The sequence below is a fragment of the Pseudomonas sp. NPDC090752 genome (genome assembly GCF_055584805.1).
In genome coordinates this window covers 1-14,115 of record NZ_JBVJLI010000031.1, presented here as the reverse complement: position 1 = coordinate 14,115, position 14,115 = coordinate 1, and the positions used below count along the sequence as shown (strand labels likewise).

General features: G+C 63.2%; 13 protein-coding genes. 7 read left to right on the top strand and 6 right to left on the bottom strand.

From position 1 onward, the window contains the following. Window positions 1-8: 8 nt before the first annotated feature. The 3 genes from ACZ6YA_RS25425 to exaC all read right to left on the bottom strand — a co-directional run bounded on the left by ACZ6YA_RS25425 (window position 9) and on the right by exaC (window position 4,628). Entirely contained in the window at window positions 9-1,403 is a 1,395-nt protein-coding gene (locus ACZ6YA_RS25425; protein WP_465900446.1) for an ethanolamine ammonia-lyase subunit EutB, read from the bottom strand. Window positions 1,404-1,452: 49 nt separating this feature from the next. Further along, window positions 1,453-2,901, bottom strand: coding sequence for an ethanolamine permease (gene eat / locus ACZ6YA_RS25420; RefSeq protein ID WP_465900444.1), 1,449 nt, complete (start codon window positions 2,899-2,901; stop codon window positions 1,453-1,455). Between the two features lie 206 nt (window positions 2,902-3,107). Beyond that, on the bottom strand, window positions 3,108-4,628 hold the full coding sequence (gene exaC, locus ACZ6YA_RS25415) for an acetaldehyde dehydrogenase ExaC (RefSeq protein ID WP_465900442.1): 1,521 nt from the start codon (window positions 4,626-4,628) through the stop codon (window positions 3,108-3,110). Between the two features lie 255 nt (window positions 4,629-4,883). Between exaC and ACZ6YA_RS25410 the strand changes: the two genes are divergently transcribed. The 4 genes from ACZ6YA_RS25410 (at window position 4,884) to ACZ6YA_RS25395 (ending at window position 9,198) form a co-directional block, all read left to right on the top strand. After that, the gene (locus tag ACZ6YA_RS25410; protein ID WP_465900440.1) at window positions 4,884-6,872 is read left to right on the top strand and encodes a sigma-54-dependent Fis family transcriptional regulator; all 1,989 of its coding nucleotides are present in this window, start codon (window positions 4,884-4,886) and stop codon (window positions 6,870-6,872) included. Window positions 6,873-6,938: 66 nt separating this feature from the next. Beyond that, window positions 6,939-8,288, top strand: a complete 1,350-nt coding sequence (gene mpl, locus ACZ6YA_RS25405) for a UDP-N-acetylmuramate:L-alanyl-gamma-D-glutamyl-meso-diaminopimelate ligase (RefSeq protein ID WP_465900438.1) — start codon at window positions 6,939-6,941, stop codon at window positions 8,286-8,288. Next, entirely contained in the window at window positions 8,285-8,914 is a 630-nt protein-coding gene (gene ubiX / locus ACZ6YA_RS25400; protein WP_465900436.1) for a flavin prenyltransferase UbiX, read from the top strand. The genes mpl and ubiX overlap by 4 nt, the downstream gene beginning before the upstream one ends. Next, the gene (locus ACZ6YA_RS25395; protein WP_465900434.1) at window positions 8,911-9,198 is read left to right on the top strand and encodes a YceK/YidQ family lipoprotein; all 288 of its coding nucleotides are present in this window, start codon (window positions 8,911-8,913) and stop codon (window positions 9,196-9,198) included. Before ubiX ends, ACZ6YA_RS25395 begins: the two co-directional genes overlap by 4 nt. Window positions 9,199-9,232: 34 nt before the next feature. On the opposite strand, the gene ACZ6YA_RS25390 is transcribed toward ACZ6YA_RS25395, so the two are convergent. The 3 genes from ACZ6YA_RS25390 to ACZ6YA_RS25380 form a co-directional block, all read right to left on the bottom strand. Beyond that, entirely contained in the window at window positions 9,233-9,877 is a 645-nt protein-coding gene (locus ACZ6YA_RS25390) for an oxidoreductase (RefSeq protein ID WP_465900433.1), read from the bottom strand. Window positions 9,878-9,903: 26 nt separating this feature from the next. Then, entirely contained in the window at window positions 9,904-11,637 is a 1,734-nt protein-coding gene (locus tag ACZ6YA_RS25385) for a C13 family peptidase (RefSeq protein WP_465900431.1), read from the bottom strand. A 95-nt stretch (window positions 11,638-11,732) separates the two neighbouring features. Continuing rightward, complete coding sequence (locus ACZ6YA_RS25380) at window positions 11,733-12,188, bottom strand: MaoC family dehydratase (protein WP_465900429.1); 456 nt, start codon at window positions 12,186-12,188, stop codon at window positions 11,733-11,735. A gap of 145 nt (window positions 12,189-12,333) precedes the next feature. Between ACZ6YA_RS25380 and ACZ6YA_RS25375 the strand changes: the two genes are divergently transcribed. Genes ACZ6YA_RS25375 through ACZ6YA_RS25365 form a run of 3 tightly spaced genes read left to right on the top strand, consistent with a single transcriptional unit; the run spans window position 12,334 to window position 14,009 of the window. Next, window positions 12,334-12,696, top strand: a complete 363-nt coding sequence (locus tag ACZ6YA_RS25375; RefSeq protein ID WP_465900427.1) for a CidA/LrgA family protein — start codon at window positions 12,334-12,336, stop codon at window positions 12,694-12,696. Next, the gene (locus ACZ6YA_RS25370; protein WP_465900425.1) at window positions 12,693-13,409 is read left to right on the top strand and encodes an LrgB family protein; all 717 of its coding nucleotides are present in this window, start codon (window positions 12,693-12,695) and stop codon (window positions 13,407-13,409) included. The genes ACZ6YA_RS25375 and ACZ6YA_RS25370 overlap by 4 nt, the downstream gene beginning before the upstream one ends. Window positions 13,410-13,418: 9 nt before the next feature. Then, the gene (locus ACZ6YA_RS25365) at window positions 13,419-14,009 is read left to right on the top strand and encodes an LON peptidase substrate-binding domain-containing protein (protein WP_465900423.1); all 591 of its coding nucleotides are present in this window, start codon (window positions 13,419-13,421) and stop codon (window positions 14,007-14,009) included. The last annotated feature ends 106 nt before the right edge of the window (window positions 14,010-14,115 follow it).

Here is a 14,115-nt window from a genome sequence, read left to right as displayed (position 1 = left end):
GGTCATCCTTATGCAAGCTGCGCCAAGGCCTGGCGAAACGCCGGCGGCAGGTTGTCGCCAAAGCGCACGCGGCCATCGGCCTGGGTGAAGATGCCGGTGCGCTGCAGCCAGGCCTCGAACTCCGGCCCCGGCTTGAGGCCCAGGGTCTGGCGCGCGTACAGCGCGTCATGGAACGAGGTGGTCTGGTAATTGAGCATGATGTCGTCGGAGCCGGGAATGCCCATGATGAAGTTGATCCCGGCCACGCCCAGCAGAGTCAGCAGGGTGTCCATATCATCCTGGTCGGCCTCGGCGTGGTTGGTGTAGCAGATGTCGCAGCCCATCGGCACGCCGAGCAGCTTGCCGCAGAAGTGGTCTTCGAGGCCGGCGCGGATGATCTGCTTGCCGTTGTACAGGTACTCCGGGCCGATGAAACCGACCACGGTGTTGACCAGGAACGGCTTGAAATGGCGGGCTACGGCGTAGGCGCGGGTTTCGCAGGTTTGCTGGTCGACGCCGTGATGGGCATTGGCTGACAGGGCACTGCCCTGGCCGGTTTCGAAATACATCAGGTTTTGCCCGAGGGTACCGCGCTTGAGCGACAGGCCTGCGTCGTAACCCTCCTGCAGCACGTTGAGGTTGATGCCAAAGCCAGCGTTCGCCGCCTCGGTGCCGGCGATCGACTGGAACACCAGGTCCAGCGGCACGCCACGGTTGATTGCCTCGATCGAGGTTGTGACATGGGTCAGCACGCAGGCCTGGGTGGGGATGTCGTAGCGCTGGATGATGGCGTCGAGCATTTCCAGCAGGGCGCAGATCGAGGCAATGCTGTCGGTGGCCGGGTTGATGCCGATCATGGCGTCGCCGTTGCCGTACAGCAGGCCGTCGAGGATGCTGGCGGCGATCCCGGCCGGCTCGTCGGTGGGGTGGTTGGGTTGCAAGCGTGTCGACAGGCGCCCGCGCAAGCCCATCGTGCCGCGAAATTGCGTAACCACGCGGATTTTCTGCGCTACCAGCACCAGGTCCTGCACGCGCATGATCTTCGACACGGCGGCGGCCATTTCCGGGGTCAGGCCAGGCGCCAGGGCGCGCAGGCTGTGCTCGTCGGCTTCGTCGCCGAGCAGCCAGTCACGCAGGCCGCCCACGGTCAGGTGGCTGACCGGGGCGAAAGCCTGGGCGTCATGGGTGTCGATGATCAGGCGGGTAACTTCGTCCTGCTCGTAAGGGATCAGCGCTTCGGTCAGAAAATGGCTGAGCGGGATATTGGCCAGGGCCATCTGCGCGGCCACCCGTTCACCGTCGTTGGCAGCGGCGACGCCCGCCAAGTAGTCGCCGGAACGCGCCGGGCTGGCCTTGGCCATGACGTCCTTGAGGCTGTCGAAGCGGTAGACCAGCTGGCCTACCGTGTGTACGAAACTTGCCATACAGAATCTCCAGAGCGCCGCAGCCGGTGGCTGCGGCGGGTGTCGGCGATCAGTGCAAAGCCTCTTCGGCTTTCTGGATCGCGGCGAATTCCTCTTCCGGTGTGCCCGCCACCAGGTGGTGGCGGCTGTAGAACGCAAAGTAGGCAATTAATACGGCATAGATCACGGCGGCGCCAATTACCACCCGTGGATCCACCAGGAAGCCGGCAACCACGGCGATGCAGGCCAGCACCAAGGCCAGGCCCGAGGTGAAGATGCCGCCCGGGGTGCGGTAGGGGCGTTCCATTTTCGGCCGACGGATGCGCAGGGTGATGTGCGCGGCCATCATCAACACATAGGACAGCGTCGCGCCGAACACCGCGACCAGGATCAGCAGGTCACCTTGGCCGGTCAGTGACAGGGCAAAGCCGATGACGCCGGGGATGATCAGGGCCAGCACCGGGGCCTTGCTCTTGTTGGTTTCGGAAAGCTTGCGCGGCAAGTAGCCAGCGCGGGAAAGCGCGAAGATCTGCCGAGAATAGGCATAGATGATCGAGAAGAAGCTGGCGATCAGGCCAGCCAAACCGACCAGGTTGACGAAACTGCCCATCCAGGTAGAACCGCCGTATGCCTTGGAAAGTGCCTCGACCAGCGGGTTGCCGGAGGCTTTCAGAGCTTCCGAACCAGCACCACCTGGGCCAACCACCAGGATCAGCAAGGCGAAGGCAAGCAGTACCAGCATCGCGCCGATCAAGCCGCGTGGCAGGTCGCGTTTCGGGTTCTTGGTTTCTTCGGCGGCCAGTGGCACGCCTTCGACGGCCAGGAAGAACCAGATCGCGTAGGGGATGGCTGCCCATACCCCGACGTAGCCGAAGGGCAGGAAGCTGCTGGCGCCAACCGCGTCAGTCTGGGCGATGTCGAACAGGTTCGCTGCATCAAAATGGGGCACCATGCCCACCAGGAACACCGCCAGGGCAATGGCGGCGACGGCGGTGATGATGAACATCAGCTTCAGGGCTTCACCGACGCCGAAGATGTGGATGCCGATGAAGACGATGTAGAACGCCAGGTAGATCATCCAGCCACCGATACCGAACAGTGACTGGCAATAGGCGCCGATGAACACGGCGATGGCTGCCGGCGCGATGGCGTACTCGATGAGGATCGCCGTGCCGGTGAGAAACCCGCCCCAAGGCCCGAAGGCGCTGCGCGCGAAGCCATAGCCGCCACCGGCGGTGGGGATCATCGAGGAAAGCTCGGCCAGCGAAAAGCACATGCACAGGTACATGGTGGCCATCAGCAAGGTAGCGAGGAACATGCCGCCCCAGCCGCCCTGGGCCAGGCCGAAGTTCCAGCCGGCGTAGTCGCCGGAAATCACGTAGGCGACGCCCAGGCCCACCAGCAGCACCCAGCCGGCGGCGCCTTTTTTCAGTTCACGTTGCTGGAAATAGTCCGAGCCGACCTTTTCGAAGTCGACGGATGCACCTGCCGGCGTGCCGGCGGATTGATCGCTTGGCATAGATTCACCTGTTGTTTTTCTTGGTGGCCAGAGAGGTTCCGGGCCGATGGTGATGGGTACTGCAGGAAGCGAGCCAGAGCGCTTGGAGCTCTGTATTGTGTGATTCAGTGCCGGCCTCTTCGCGGGCAAGCCCGCTCCCACAGGGACCGCACATGTCTGGAGTCCTGTGCATGGAGCGGGCTTGCCCGCGAAGGGCACGACGCGGTTTAGAAGAAGCCCAGTGGGTTGATGTCGTAGCTCACCAGCAGGTTCTTGGTCTGCTGGTAGTGGTCGAGCATCATCTTGTGGGTTTCACGCCCCACGCCGGACTTCTTGTAGCCACCGAACGCGGCATGCGCCGGGTACAGGTGGTAGCAGTTGGTCCACACCCGGCCGGCTTTGATGCCGCGGCCCATGCGGTAGGCGCGGTTGATGTCGCGGGTCCACACGCCGGCGCCGAGACCGAACTCGGTATCGTTGGCGATGGCCAGGGCTTCGGCTTCGTCCTTGAAGGTGGTGACGCTGACCACCGGGCCGAAGATTTCTTCCTGGAACACACGCATCTTGTTATTGCCCTTGAGCAGGGTCGGCTGGATGTAGTAACCGGTGGCCAGCGAGCCTTCCAGCTTCTCGACCTTGCCGCCGGTCAGCAGCTCGGCACCTTCGTCCTGGGCGATCTGCAGGTACGAGAGGATCTTCTCGAACTGCTGCTGCGAGGCCTGGGCGCCGACCATGGTGTCGGTGTCAAGCGGGTCGCCGCGCTTGATCTGCAGCACCTTCTTCATCACCACTTCCATGAACTGCGGGTAGATCGACTCCTGCACCAGCGCCCGCGACGGGCAGGTGCACACTTCGCCCTGGTTGAAGAACGCCAGCACCATGCCTTCGGCGGCTTTCTCGATGAAGCTCGGCTCGGCCTGCATGATGTCTTCGAAGTACACGTTCGGCGATTTGCCGCCCAGTTCGACGGTGGACGGAATGATGTTCTCGGCGGCGCATTTCATGATGTGCGAGCCGACCGGGGTGGAGCCGGTGAAGGCGATCTTGGCGATGCGCTTGCTGGTGGCCAGCGCTTCACCGGCCTCGCGGCCATAGCCTTGCACCACGTTGAGTACGCCAGGTGGCAGCAAGTCGCCGATGAGTTCGACCAGCACGGTGATGCCCAGTGGGGTTTGCTCGGCCGGCTTGAGTACCACGCAGTTGCCGGCGGCCAGGGCCGGGGCGAGTTTCCAGGCGGCCATCAGGATCGGGAAGTTCCACGGGATGATCTGCCCGACCACGCCCAATGGCTCATGGATGTGATAGGCCACGGTGCCTTCGTTGATTTCTGCGGCGCCGCCTTCCTGGGCGCGGATGCAGCCGGCGAAGTAGCGGAAGTGATCGACCGCCAGCGGGATGTCGGCGTTGAGGGTTTCACGGATTGGCTTGCCGTTGTCCCAGGTTTCGGTAATGGCCAGAACTTCGAGGTTCTGCTCGATACGGTCGGCGATCCTCAGCAGTACGTTGGAGCGGTCCTGTACCGAGGTGCGGCCCCAGGCGTCGGCGGCGGCATGGGCAGCGTCGAGCGCCTTGTCGATATCTTCGGCAGTGGAACGGGGGAACTCAGCGATCAGCTTGCCATTCACTGGGGAGGTGTTTTCGAAGTACTGCCCCTTGACCGGAGCTACGAACTCACCACCGATGAAGTTGCCGTAGCGGCTCTTGAAGGAAACCTTCGCGCCTTCGGTACCGGGATGTGCATAACGCATGGTGTGTCTCCTGGTTAATTGTGTTTGTTGAGGAGTTGAGAAGCGTAGAGCAAAGGTTGGGCCAGCGTCGTTGCGTCTATTTGAATCAACGACTTAGCTAATTTCTCTTAAAAAGGTTGAAGGCTTGTGTACCCGTGCTGACACGCTTGGGGTGACACTTTGTGCCGTTTGCGACACGCTCCAAGGCGGTGCATTGCAAAGCGTGGGCGGGTGGAGGATGCTGGCTGCAGGCTCATCTGCGGAGAACAACTACCCATGCAGAGCAACCACCTCAGCCGCCATGCCCAGCAGGTGCATACCGTGGCCCATGGCGAGGCCGGCAGTGACCCGTCCATCGCCCGCTCCTGGCTGCGCTGCCTGGAGGACTACCACCTCGACCCTTCGATGCAGGCCGCGCCTGTGGTACTTGAGCATGGCCGGTTGCTGGAAAGCCGCGAGCGCCTGCGCCAGGTGCTGCAGATCGCTGACACTGAAATGAACAGTTTGCATCAGCAGCTTAGCGGCGCTGGCCATGCGGTGCTGCTGACCGACGCTCGCGGAGTGATCCTCAACTGCGTGACCGCGCCCAGCGAGCGGCGCATTTTCGAGCGCGCCGGGCTATGGCTGGGCGCGGACTGGAGCGAGGCTCGCGAGGGTACTAATGGCATCGGCACCTGCCTGGTCGAGCGCCAGGCCCTGACCATCCATCAGAACGAACATTTTCGCGGTCGCCATACCGGCCTGACCTGCTCGGCCAGCCCGGTGTTCGACCCGCATGGCGAGTTGCTGGGCGTGCTGGATGTATCCTCGGCCCGGCCGGATGTTTCGCGCCAGAGCCAATTCCACACCATGGCCCTGGTCAACCTCTCGGCCAAGATGATCGAGAGTTGCTATTTCCTGCGTCATTTCGAGCAGCAGTGGTTGTTGCGCTTCCATCTTCAGGCCGAGTCGGTGGGCTTGTTCAGCGAAGGGCTGTTGGCGTTCGACGGTGAGGGTCGCATCTGCGCCGCCAACCAGAGCGCCCTCAATTTGCTGGGGACGGTCCGTGGCGGCGTGCTGGGCAAACCATTGGAGCGGTTTTTCGCTTGCAACCACGACGAATTGTTCAGCCGCGCCATGCCCAATGGCAGCCCGGCCTGGCCGCTGTACACCCGCGATGGCCGCCAGGTTTTCGCTAGCCTGCGGGGTCAGGCCAAGGCGCCTGTGTGGTCGGTGCCGATCAGTCTCCCTCAGGCCCGGCATGATGAGGCGCCGGGCATCTGCCTGCTGGACCCGGCACTGCAGAATGACTTCCGCCGCGCCGTGCGGGTGTTCGAACGGGATGTGCCGCTGCTGTTGAGTGGCGAAACTGGCTGCGGCAAAGAGGCCTTCGCCCAGGCCGTGCACCAGGCCAGCCAGCGTCGCGGCAAGCCGTTCGTGGCGGTCAACTGTGCGTCGATCCCCGAAAGCCTGATCGAGAGCGAGTTGTTCGGTTATCGCGGCGGCAGCTTTACCGGCGCGCGCAAGGAAGGCATGCGCGGCAAGCTTGTGCAGGCCGATGGCGGCACGTTGTTGCTTGACGAGATCGGCGACATGCCGCTGACGCTTCAGACCCGCCTGCTGCGGGTGCTGGAAGAGCGCCAGGTGGTGCCGATCGGCGGCGAGCCGCAGGCGGTGGATGTACGCATCGTCAGTGCGACTCACCAGGACTTGCTGGAACGAGTGGAGCAGGGGAGCTTCCGAGAAGATCTGTACTACCGGCTCAACGGCCTGGAGGTCGCCTTGCCGGCGGTACGTGAGCGCAGTGACAAGGCCCAATTGCTGGACTTTCTGCTGCGCCAGGAGGCGCAGGGCCAAGTGATCGAGCTCGAATCGAGGGCACGCCAGGCGCTGCTGGATTTTGCCTGGCCGGGTAACGTGCGGCAGATGCGCAATGTGCTCAGGACTCTGGTTGCGCTCAACGATGAGAACTTGATCCGGCTCTCGGACCTTCCTCCCATCATCGCGACATGTGCATATTCTGTGGGAGCGGGCTTGCCCGCGAAGAGGACAGATCAGGCAATGCAAGGGGAGGGCTTCACCCTCGTTCGCGGGCAAGCCCGCTCCCACAGGATGTGTGCTGAATCCGAGGGAGGCGATGTCTTGCTAGAGGCAGAATGCCAGGCCCTGCTAGCCACCCTGGAGGCAAACCGCTGGCACCTCACCCGTGTCGCCGAGCACTTGGGCATTAGCCGCAATACCTTGTATCGAAAACTGCGCAAACACGGGATCACCAGGGGCGTCTGAGCGAAACATCGGGTGCGATTTTTCGCGCCCTGGGCTACCCTGCCTCGATGTTTTGCGAGGTCGACCATGCATATTCACATTCTCGGTATTTGCGGCACTTTCATGGGTTCGCTGGCCGTGCTGGCCAAAGAGCTTGGTCACCGCGTCACGGGCTCCGACGCCAACGTCTATCCGCCCATGAGCACCCAGCTCGAAGCCCAGGGCATCGAACTGACCCAGGGCTATGACCCGGCCCAGTTGGACCCGGCACCTGACCTTGTAGTGATCGGCAATGCCATGTCGCGGGGCAACCCGGCGGTGGAATACGTGCTGAACAAGGGCTTGCCTTATGTGTCCGGCCCGCAGTGGCTGGCTGATCACGTGCTGCAGGGCCGCTGGGTACTGGCCGTGGCCGGCACCCACGGCAAGACCACCACCAGCAGCATGCTCGCTTGGGTGCTGGAACACGCCGGCATGAGTCCGGGCTTCCTGATCGGTGGCGTGCCACAGAACTTCTCGGTGTCAGCGCGTCTGGGCGGCACGCCGTTCTTCGTGGTCGAGGCCGACGAATACGACAGCGCCTTCTTCGACAAACGTTCCAAGTTCGTGCACTACCACCCGCGTACTGCGATCCTCAACAACCTTGAGTTCGATCACGCGGACATCTTCCCAGACTTGGCGTCCATCGAGCGGCAATTCCACCATTTGGTGCGGACGATTCCAAGCGAAGGCCTGATCATTCACCCGACCACCGAGCAAGCGTTGGAGCGCGTGATCGGCATGGGCTGCTGGACGCCGGTGCAAACCACAGGTGTTGGCGGCCAGTGGCAGGCACGCCTGCTCAGCGCCGACGGTTCGCGATTCGAAGTGCTGTTCGAGGGGGAGGCGCAAGGTGTGGTGGATTGGGCCCTGACCGGTCAACACAACGTCGCCAATGCCCTGGCTACCTTGGCCGCTGCCCGCCATGTCGGCGTGGTGCCCGCCATGGCGATCGAAGGCTTGAGCGCCTTCAAGAGCGTCAAGCGGCGCATGGAGTTGGTCGCCGAAGTCCAGGGCGTGACCATCTACGACGATTTCGCCCATCACCCGACCGCTATCGCCACCACCCTCGACGGCCTGCGCAAGCGTGTGGGCGAGGCGCCGGTGATTGCCATCATCGAGCCGCGCTCCAACTCCATGAAGCTGGGCGCGCACCGCGATGGCCTGCCGCAAAGCGTCAACGATGCCGACCAGGTGATCTGGTATGCGCCGGCCAACCTGGGCTGGGATCTTGCAGCCACTGCGGCGCAGTGCAAGGTACCGAGCGTGGTCGCCGACAGCCTTGAAGCGATCATCGAGCGAGTCAAGGGGCAGGCACGTCCGGGCAGCCACGTGGTGATCATGAGCAACGGCGGCTTCGGTGGCCTGCACGGCAAGTTGGCCGAGGCGTTGAAGTGAACGGGCCGGAACGCATCACCCTGGCCATGACCGGTGCCTCCGGCGCGCAATATGGCCTGCGCCTGCTCGATTGCCTGGTGCGCGAAGACCGCGAAGTGCACTTTCTCATCTCCAAGGCCGCGCAACTGGTGATGTCGACCGAAACCGACGTGGTGTTGCCGGCCAAGCCCCAGGCAATGCAGGCGTTTCTGACTGAATACACCGGTGCCGCCGATGGGCAGATCCGTGTGTACGGCAAGGAAGACTGGATGTCGCCGGTGGCTTCTGGCTCCGGCGCCCCGGCGGCCATGGTGGTGGTGCCCTGTTCCACGGGCACGCTGTCGGCCATTGCCACCGGTGCCTGCAACAACCTGATCGAACGCGCGGCCGATGTGACCCTCAAGGAGCGTCGCCAGCTGATCCTGGTGCCGCGCGAGGCGCCGTTATCAACCATTCACCTGGAAAACATGCTCAAGCTGTCCCAGATGGGCGCGGTGATTCTGCCAGCGGCGCCAGGCTTCTATCACCAGCCGCAGACCATCGATGACCTGGTCGATTTCGTCGTCGCACGCATTCTCAATCTGCTGAACATTCCGCAGGACATGCTGCCGCGTTGGGGTGAGCATCATCTTGGGGCCGATGATTGAAGCGGGCCTTGGCCGGAGCATTGGCGATGCTGGCGCTCAGCGGCTGTGCCACGGTGCGCACGCTGGATGCCAACAAACCAGGTGCGCCAGTGGTGTATGCCGGGACCCGGCTGGATTTGTATGTGATCAATGGCGGGTGCTGCCCGAAGGACCGATTTGGTGCTGAGGCGCCGGCTTACCCGAGGTTGGATCTGCCGGTGAGCATGCTGCTGGATACCTTGTTCCTGCCGCTGTCATTGCTCACCGCAGCCGGGGTAGGGTTCCAGGCCACCGGCGGGCTTTAGGGCCTCTTCGCGGGACAAGCCCGCGAAGAGGCCATCACTTCTTGCCTAATTTTCGCAATTCATCAGACTCGACCACCCGAATCCCATCCTCTTCCTCTAGCGCCAGCCGCCACAGCGCCCGCGCCAGGGTGCACGCCTCGATCCCGCGATACTTGCCCGGCATCAGCCGAGCGAATGGCGACGCCAGTCGTTCACCCAGGCGAGGCGCAATACGCTCGCCCAGCAGCAGGGACGGCCGCACGATGGTCAGCTGAGGCCAGTCTTGCGCCTTCAGTGCTTCCTCCATCTCGCCTTTGACCCGGTTGTAGAAAATCGTCGACTTGGGGTCGGCGCCGATGGCACTGACCACCAGCAGGTGCCGCGCGCCCATTTCCCGTGCGCGCTTGCTGAACGCCACCACCATGTCCAGGTCGACGGCACGAAACGCCTGTTCGGACCCGGCCTGCTTGAGGGTGGTGCCCAGGCAGCAATAGGCGATATCGACCCGCCCGGCCAGTTGCGGCAAGAACACCGCAGGGTCGCCGACCGGGTTTTCCAGGTGCGGGTGTTCGGCCAGTGGCCGACGGGTCGGCGCCAGCACGCGGCTGATGGTGGGCTCGTTGAGCAGGCGGTCCAGCAGGTGTTCACCCGTCAGGCCAGTGGCTCCGGCAAGCAGGACATGCTGAGGCGTCAAGTACATGATGTCTCTCCTGTGTTACACACAGCTTAGTGGCTGGCGGGCGTTTTTTCCTGTTCCCCAGCGGTCGCCTGTGCGGCATTACGTAAGGCTTCCTCGGCCTGCTGCTGGCGTAGGTGCTGCCAGTGTGCCAGTACTGCTGGCGGTGCCCACAGTTGTGGTTCGGAGGCTTCGAAACCTTCTCTTCCTTCCCGTTCGGCAACGCTGGCGCGCGCCAGTTCAAACGCCTGTTTCAGGTCGTCGGTCTGGTTCAGCGCCTGGGCGAACAAGGCGTCGCCGAAGTAGGTGAAATCGGCCTCTTCCGAGCAGCCGAAGGACACCCGGTCAGCGCGGGCGGCGGTCATGATCACGCTGCGCTGATCTTTCAGCGGGGCGATGTAGCCACCGGAATAGCAGGCAGAGATGACAATCACCTTGTCGCGATCCTTGAGTGGCGCCAGGGCGCTGGCCAGTTCGTCGGCGGACAGGTCGGCCAGTTGCAGGCGCGGCTGGTCGAACACCAGTTGGTGGTCCTGGCTGCCGTGGCTGGTCAGGTAGATGAACACCAGGTCTTCCGGGCCGCTGCGCTCGGCCAGGGTGCGGGCGGCGCGGGTGAGGCTTTCGCGAGTGGCCATGGGCCGGGTGGTCATCTGGTCGCGGTGGTTGACCAGGGTGACCTGGCCGCGCGCGCCGAAGCGTACCTTGAGCATGTTGCTGACGTAGTCGGCTTCACGCAGGAACACGCTTTGCTGACCGTCACCGGCGACCACCAGGCTGTACAGCTGGATTGGCGGTGCGGAGTGCGGTACGCGGGCCAGTGCCTCGTCCAGCAGCCGGCCCTGATTGAGCAAGGCCAGGTCCAGCGGGTCGGGGAGGAGTGTGCCCTTGTGGTCGCGTACGCGCACGCCATTGACCCAGAAACCGCTTTCGACCTTGCCACTGGCCAGGGTCAGTTTGCCCTGACCCTGGTAGGCATCGTTGTCGAAGCCCCCTACGTATTTACTGCCGTCGGGCAACTGCAGGCTGCCCTGGCCGACCAGGCGCCAGTCGACGAAGTTGCCCTTGTAATGGCTGCCGTCGCTGCCCAGCAGCTCGCCTTCGCCGACCAGCGAACCGTCCTTGAACTCGCCGATCCACACATCGCCGTCGGCGTTCTCGTAGCGGCCACGGCCTTCCAGGCGGTTGTCCTTGAACTCGCCGATGTACTGTTCGCCATCGACGCTGTCATACGTGCCGCTGCCTTGCAGCAGGCCATCGACGAAGCGGCCGCTGAACTGGTTGCCGCTGGCATCGCTGCGCACACCGGCACCGTTGGGTTTGCCCTTGGCGAACAGGCCCTGATAGCGGCTGCCGTCGGCCAGTTCGAGCTCGCCCGCGCCCTCGTACTGGTCATCCTTGAACTGGCCACGGTAGGTCTGGTCAGCCTGCTTGAGCGTACCTTCGCCGTCACGGCGGCCGTGGCTGAAGGTGCCGGCATAGTGGCTGCCAGGGGTGGTCAGGTCGCCCAGGCCCTGGAACAGGCCGGCGGCGAACTGGCCGCGATAGACTTCGCCATTGCTGCCATGCCATTCGCCCTGGCCGTGCCATTGGCCGTCCTTGAAACCCCCGGCGTACCAGCTGCCGTTGGGGTAGTCGATGCGCCCCTCGCCCTGCAGCAGGCCATCGACCACCTGGCCTCGATAGCGGCCGCCGTCGGGCAGGCGTGCGTCCGGAGGCGACAACGCTTCGCCATCGCCACAGGCGGCGAGCATCAGGGTCAGGGCGAGGGGCAGCAGAAGACGCATGGCGGAATCCGGGCTAAAGATCTGCCGAGTATGCCGCAGAATGGGGGGGATGAGACAGCCATGGCAAGGGGGCCGCGCGGCGGCCCCGAGGAGGATCAGACGAAACAGAGCGAAAGCGGCTCGGCGATGTAGGCCGGTTTCGCTTCGCCTTCGATCTCCAGGGTCACGGTTGCCTTGAGCAACCACTGGCCAGGCTTCTTCTCGGACACTTCGCCCAGGTCCACTTTAAGCCGCACGTTGCTGTCGACTTTCACTGGCTGGATGAAGCGCACACTGTCAAGCCCATAGTTGACCACCATCTTCAGGCCTTGCGGCAGGACCAGAATGTCCTCCATCAGCTTGGGGATCAGCGACAGGGTCAGGAATCCGTGGGCGATGGTGCTACCAAATGGGGTTTTCGCCGCCTTTTCCGGGTCGACATGGATGAATTGGAAATCGCCGGTGGCTTCGGCGAACAGGTTGATGCGTTGCTGGTCGATCTTCAGCCAGTCGGAACGTCCCAGTTCCTTTCCAACGTACTGCGCAAGCTCGGTAACCGGTACATAGGGCATCGCGACTCTCCAAGGTTGTCATTTGGTACGAAGGTGCAAGATCAGCACGGCGTATCGCTGCAGTCAAGTTGCCAGCATTCGGGCGAATATCCGTTTATAGGCTGAGGCGTGCTTATAATGGCCGGCATGCTCGAAGGAGATCCTTATGCTGTTGCGTGGTTTGACCTGGCTGGTGCTGTTTCAGCTGCTGGGTACGGCGATCAATCATCTGTTTGTGCCGGTTCTGCCGGGGCCGATCATCGGCCTTCTGCTCTTGCTGTGCTTCCTCATGGCGCGCGGTGAAGTCGGCAAGCCTCTGAACGAGGCGGCCGGCAGCCTGCTGCGTTATCTGCCATTGCTGCTGGTGCCGCCGGCGGTGGGCGTGATGGTGTACGCCAAGGATATCGCCGCTGACTTCTGGGCCATTGCAGGGGCACTGCTGATTTCCTGCTTGCTCACGCTGGTGTTCGTCGGGGTGCTGATGCAGAAACTCATGCATCGCCAGGGCAAGCGCGAGGAGCAGCCATGATGCTCGATTGGCAAGGCGCACTGGATGCAGTCGTCCACCACCCGCTGTTCGGCATCGGTATCACACTGGGCGCTTACCAAGTGGTGCTGGCCGCCTACGAGAAGACCCGCTGGATCTTCCTGCAGCCGGTATTGGTGTCGATGCTGCTGGTGATCGGCGTGCTGCTGCTGTGCGGCATCGACTACCGCGAGTACCGCAAAAGCACCGAGATCATGAACATTCTCCTGGGCCCGGCCACGGTGGCCCTGGCAGTGCCGCTCTACCTCAACCTGCGGCGCATCCGTCAGCTGTTCTGGCCGACTTTTACTACGCTGGTAATCGGGGGGCTGTTCGCCACGCTCTGTTGCCTGCTGTTGGGCTGGTGGTTCGGCGCTGAACATATGATCCTAATGACCATGGCGCCCAAGTCGGTGACCTCGCCCATCGCCATGCTGGTCGCCGAGCAGATTGGTGGTGTCGCGGCATTGGCGGCGGTGTTCGTGCTGATTACCGGCGTGATCGGGGCGATTTTCGGCCCCGCGCTGTTGAGCCGGTTTGGCGTGCACAGCCCCGAGGCGCGCGGCATGTCATTGGGCGTGACGGCGCATGCGGTGGGTACCTCGGTAGCCCTGCAGGAAAGTGACGAATGCGGCGCCTTTGCCGCGCTGGCGATGAGCCTGATGGGCGTGGCCACAGCGGTGTTCCTGCCGTTGGCGGTCAGCCTGGTGGCTTGAGGAATTGTGATGACGCTACCGTTGTTTCCGCTCAATACCGTGCTGTTTCCTGGGTGCCTGCTGGATTTGCAGATCTTCGAGGCGCGCTACCTGGACATGATTGGCCGCTGCATGAAACAGGGCACCGGCTTTGGCGTGGTGTGCATCGTCGAAGGCGAGCAGGTCGGCAAGGCGCCCCCGGTGGTTGCCTCGATCGGCTGCGAGGCGATGATTCGCGATTTCGTCCAGCAGGAGAACGGCCTGCTGGGGATCCGCGTGGAAGGCGTGCGACGCTTCGAGGTGAGCCAGACCGAGGTGCAGAAGGACCAGCTGCTGCTGGGCGAGGTGCACTGGCTGGCGGAGCAGGCGGACAGCCCGCTGAGCGAGCAGGATGACGACCTGCTGGCGCTACTGGTAGCCCTGGGTGAGCACCCGATGGTCGAGGCACTGGGCATGCCGCGCGAAGTCGATGGGCGCCAGGCTTTGGCTAATCAGCTGGCCTATTTGCTGCCGTTCATGGAGGAGGACAAGCTGGATCTGCTGGCAATCGACTCGCCGTCGGAGCGGTTGGCAGAGATCCAGAAGCTGCTTGAGCGGATTCAGGGCGAGCTGTTTGCCTGATTGATTGTTGCGGTCAGTGCCGGCCCTTTCGCGGGTGTACGACCGGAGACATCGTTTACATAGTAAACCGGGGACATGGTTTACACATTTGAGGCTTGGACGCGGT

Bases quoted from the DNA above. Each gene is read 5' to 3' on its own strand.
- ACZ6YA_RS25370 (WP_465900425.1), top strand. From the start codon at position 12,693: ATGATGCTCGATTGGCAAGGCGCACTGGATGCAGTCGTCCACCACCCG.
- exaC (WP_465900442.1), bottom strand. From the start codon at position 4,628: ATGCGTTATGCACATCCCGGTACCGAAGGCGCGAAGGTTTCCTTCAAG.
- mpl (WP_465900438.1), top strand. From the start codon at position 6,939: ATGCATATTCACATTCTCGGTATTTGCGGCACTTTCATGGGTTCGCTG.
- ACZ6YA_RS25410 (WP_465900440.1), top strand. From the start codon at position 4,884: ATGCAGAGCAACCACCTCAGCCGCCATGCCCAGCAGGTGCATACCGTG.
- ACZ6YA_RS25380 (WP_465900429.1), bottom strand. From the start codon at position 12,188: ATGCCCTATGTACCGGTTACCGAGCTTGCGCAGTACGTTGGAAAGGAA.
- ACZ6YA_RS25425 (WP_465900446.1), bottom strand. From the start codon at position 1,403: ATGGCAAGTTTCGTACACACGGTAGGCCAGCTGGTCTACCGCTTCGAC.
- ACZ6YA_RS25385 (WP_465900431.1), bottom strand. From the start codon at position 11,637: ATGCGTCTTCTGCTGCCCCTCGCCCTGACCCTGATGCTCGCCGCCTGT.
- eat (WP_465900444.1), bottom strand. From the start codon at position 2,901: ATGCCAAGCGATCAATCCGCCGGCACGCCGGCAGGTGCATCCGTCGAC.
- ACZ6YA_RS25365 (WP_465900423.1), top strand. From the start codon at position 13,419: ATGACGCTACCGTTGTTTCCGCTCAATACCGTGCTGTTTCCTGGGTGC.
- ACZ6YA_RS25375 (WP_465900427.1), top strand. From the start codon at position 12,334: ATGCTGTTGCGTGGTTTGACCTGGCTGGTGCTGTTTCAGCTGCTGGGT.
- ACZ6YA_RS25390 (WP_465900433.1), bottom strand. From the start codon at position 9,877: ATGTACTTGACGCCTCAGCATGTCCTGCTTGCCGGAGCCACTGGCCTG.